The sequence below is a fragment of the Roseovarius halophilus (ex Wu et al. 2025) genome (assembly GCF_047086965.1).
On sequence record NZ_JBKOTX010000361.1, the window covers coordinates 1 to 3274 of the forward strand.

The window sequence follows — 3274 nt, forward strand, 5'->3', positions numbered from 1 at the left end:
CAACCTGGCCGCCGCCGTGGCCGCCGGGCGCCTGTCCGACGCGGACCTGTCCGTCTACCAGGCCGGGCTGGCATGGGTCGATGACATGCGGGCCACGTGCCGCACCATCATCACCGACCCCGCTGCGCCCCGTGCCGGGGACGCGGCATGGCCCACGGTGCCAGACGGGGTGGCGGCGCTCGCCGCGCGGGTCTGAGGCCCGGTCACCCCCGGCGCGCGCGGACCCAGCCCAGGAAGGCCGCGTCCGGATCCGTCAGGCGGGGCCGGCCCGTCTCAAACCACCAGCCGCGCCATGCCGCTTCCAGCGCGTGCACGTCCGCGCCAGGGGCGAGATCCCGCGCCGCCTCCAGCGTTTCGGGCGCCAGCAGCGGCGCGCCCGAGGGCTCGGGCTCCGCCACGTGGTCGCGCCGCTCGAACGTGATCATGTCACCGGGCAGTTCGCGCATCTCGTAGTCCGGCAGGTGATCTGCCGCCGCCATCCGGCGCAGGGCCGCGCGGAACACCCGCAGCGGCGCGGCGGATCCGGCCTTCTTGTGCAGCGTGGCCACGCTCACCCGCCAGCCGGGCTGGCGCCCGCAATGCTTGCGCGCCAGCTCGTAGATCCGCCGCTCCAGCGGTTTGCGCAGCCGGAAATAATCGCGCGAGAGCGTCAGGACCGATTTCGACAGCACCGCGCGGAAAAGCCATTCCGACAACGTCACCGTCACGCTGACCATCCGCCCGCCCCGGGTGCGCCGCACGATCTCCCAGCCCTCGATCAGGCCGAAACCGCGGGTCGTCTCCACCCCGCCGGTGATGAGATTGGTGGTGATCCGCGTGCCGGCCAGCCGCTCGAACGCCTCGCGCAGCCGGGCATAGCTGTCGCCGCTGGTATCGCGGTTCGTCGCGACGAGCAGGTCATGGGCGCGCAAATGCAGCGTGCGCGATACCGCGCGGCCGGCGTTGAGCGCCGCCATCAACTGGCTCACGCAATAGATCAGGATGTCCTTGTCATGGATGGTCGCGCGCCCCTTGACGCTGGGGGTCACCTCGACGGTCACGCCGTTATGCGCATAGGAAAGCACCCGCCGGTCGGGCCGGGTCGCGAGCGAGAAGATCGGATGCTCCATCGAACCCAGGTCGTCCTTGGGGCTGGCATCGAAGATGTCGCAGACGAAGAAATCCGCCGTCGGATGCCGGTCGGGCGCCAGCCCGCCCCCTGCCGTCGCCGGGATGCCTGTCGAACTCATCCGTCCCCCTTCGCGGCCCGTTTCGCCGCCCTGCCCTGCCCCCGGTCTGACACGACTCTTTTATCGGGGTTTCAGTGACACCCACCCTAGAGTTATCCACAAACCCCGTCCAGTACCGGGCGGCGCCAGAACGGAGGATCGGAATCGGACGAGCGGGGGATCGGAATCGCCGTATCGAGGGTTCAGAGTCACCACGGAACGGCAAAACTGGCAAAAGCTCATAAAAATCAATCGGATACGGAAAACCCGGACGGCCCGTAACAAATATGATAACAAGAAAATAACTGCATTTTTTGGTCCGGAGTAGTGCCACACCGTGTGCGAACGGCCCAAAGCCTCACGGATTTGCAAAGAAAATCGGGTTTTGTTCGCATTTCCCTTCCATGTTCGCCGTTTTCACGTATGCTGTGGTAAAAGGCGAACATGACTTTCGGAAAGTGCCATGAAACCGAGCAGCCAGACCAGCTTGCCCCCCTACTTCAACATCGATCCGGACGCGGCGCTGACTCAGCTGGCCGGCGCGCCCAGCACCGATGAATTCCGCCGAGTGGCCGAGGCCTGCCTGGCCGGCCGGACGGACCTGGCCAGCCGCGGGATGGCGGAAAGCGGCGGACGGCAATTGCGCCTATTTTCCACTTGGGAAATCACCCGCTATCTCATCCCGGTCGCCACCGGCCATTTCCGCCGGGTGCTCAAGGCCAACCCCGACCTGCCGCAGGGCCGGTCGGAAACCGAGGGCGGGGCCAAGTGGTTCACCCTCGACGAGGTGCTGCGCCTGCGCGCGCATTTCGGACAGGAGGGATCGAAAGCCAAGGAGTACCTGCCCTACCGTCCCGCCGGCCAGCCCGCCAAGCTGACGGCGGTGGCCAATTTCAAGGGCGGCGTCGGCAAGACCTCGACCGCCGCGCACCTGGCGATGTCGGCGGCGCTCGACGGCTACAAGGTGCTGGTGATCGACCTCGACAGCCAGGGCTCGATGACCAGCGTCTTCGGCGGGCAGGTGGCCGATGAATGGCAAACGGTCTTCCCGTTGCTGGCGCGCCATTACGGCAGCTACCTGCGGGCCGAGAACCAGCGCCGGATCGACCGCGGCGAGGCCCCACACCCCCTCGACGACACGCTGGGCGAGGCGATGGATATCCGCGCGCAAGGCCTTGTCCAGAAAACCCACTGGCCGAACATCGACCTCATCGGCGCGCAGCTCAACCTCTACTGGGCCGAGTTCCAGATCCCCGTCTGGCGGATGCAGGGCCGCGGCTGGAAGCTCTGGGACGCGCTGACCGACATGCTGGCCGAGGACGGCGTGCTGGATGCCTACGACGTGATCTTCCTCGATACCCCGCCGGCCCTTGGCTACCTGACGATCAACGGGCTGGCGGCGGCGGACATCCTGCTCGTGCCGCTCGGCGCGTCCTTCCTGGAGTTCGATTCCACGGGCCGTTTCTTCGACATGCTGCATGCCACCTTCTCCTCGATCGAGGAGGCCGAGAACATGGCCGCCCGGGCACTCGGGCGCGAGGGGCTGGCCTTCCAGTGGGACGCGGTGCGCGCGGTCATCACCCGCTATGACGGCACCCAGCAGGCCGAGCTGGCGGCGCTGATGCAGGCCTATCTCGGCAGCACGCTCAGCCCCCACCGGCAGGACTACACCGCGCTCATCGGGCAGGCGGGCGAGCAGGTGCAGGGCATCTACGAAGCCGATTACCGCGATTTCAACCGCGAGACCTATGCCCGCGGGCGCGAGACCTTCGACGCCACCTATGCCGCCTTCAAGACGCTTCTGCTGGGCAGCTGGCGGCGCGACGAACTGGCCGCGCGGGAGGTGGCGGAGTGATGTTTCGCGCGCGAAACACTGCGCAGCGGTCCGGCGCGGCCGGTGATCCCTCCGGGGGAGGGAACAGGATGCGACCGGGCGGATGCCGCCCGGTTCCGACAGGACAGGAGATGATGCCATGGCCAAGCGCAAACGGCTGACCCCGCCCGATCCGGCCCGGCTGGCCGACCCGGCCCCGGGCCCCCTGCCCGCTCCCTCGGCGCGGCCCGCC

At 68.0% G+C, this 3274-nt stretch carries 2 protein-coding genes and 1 pseudogene; 2 read left to right on the forward strand and 1 reads right to left on the reverse strand.

Annotated elements, in window-relative coordinates; all coding sequences use genetic code 11:
* Nucleotides 1-196: pseudogene (locus tag ACH107_RS31380) on the forward strand (hypothetical protein); the annotation flags it as partial.
* Nucleotides 197-203: 7 nt separating this feature from the next.
* Here the strand turns inward: ACH107_RS31380 and ACH107_RS31385 are convergent.
* A complete protein-coding gene (locus ACH107_RS31385; RefSeq protein ID WP_412509570.1) occupies nt 204-1229 on the reverse strand; it encodes a replication initiator protein A in 1026 nt (341 codons plus the stop codon).
* Between the two features lie 442 nt (nt 1230-1671).
* Here ACH107_RS31385 and ACH107_RS31390 point away from each other — a divergent pair, with 442 nt between their 5' ends.
* Entirely contained in the window at nt 1672-3063 is a 1392-nt protein-coding gene (locus ACH107_RS31390) for an AAA family ATPase (RefSeq protein WP_412509571.1), read from the forward strand.
* Nucleotides 3064-3274: the final 211 nt, after the last annotated feature.

Bases quoted from the DNA above. Each gene is read 5' to 3' on its own strand.
- ACH107_RS31385 (WP_412509570.1), bottom strand. From the start codon at position 1,229: ATGAGTTCGACAGGCATCCCGGCGACGGCAGGGGGCGGGCTGGCGCCC.
- ACH107_RS31390 (WP_412509571.1), top strand. From the start codon at position 1,672: ATGAAACCGAGCAGCCAGACCAGCTTGCCCCCCTACTTCAACATCGAT.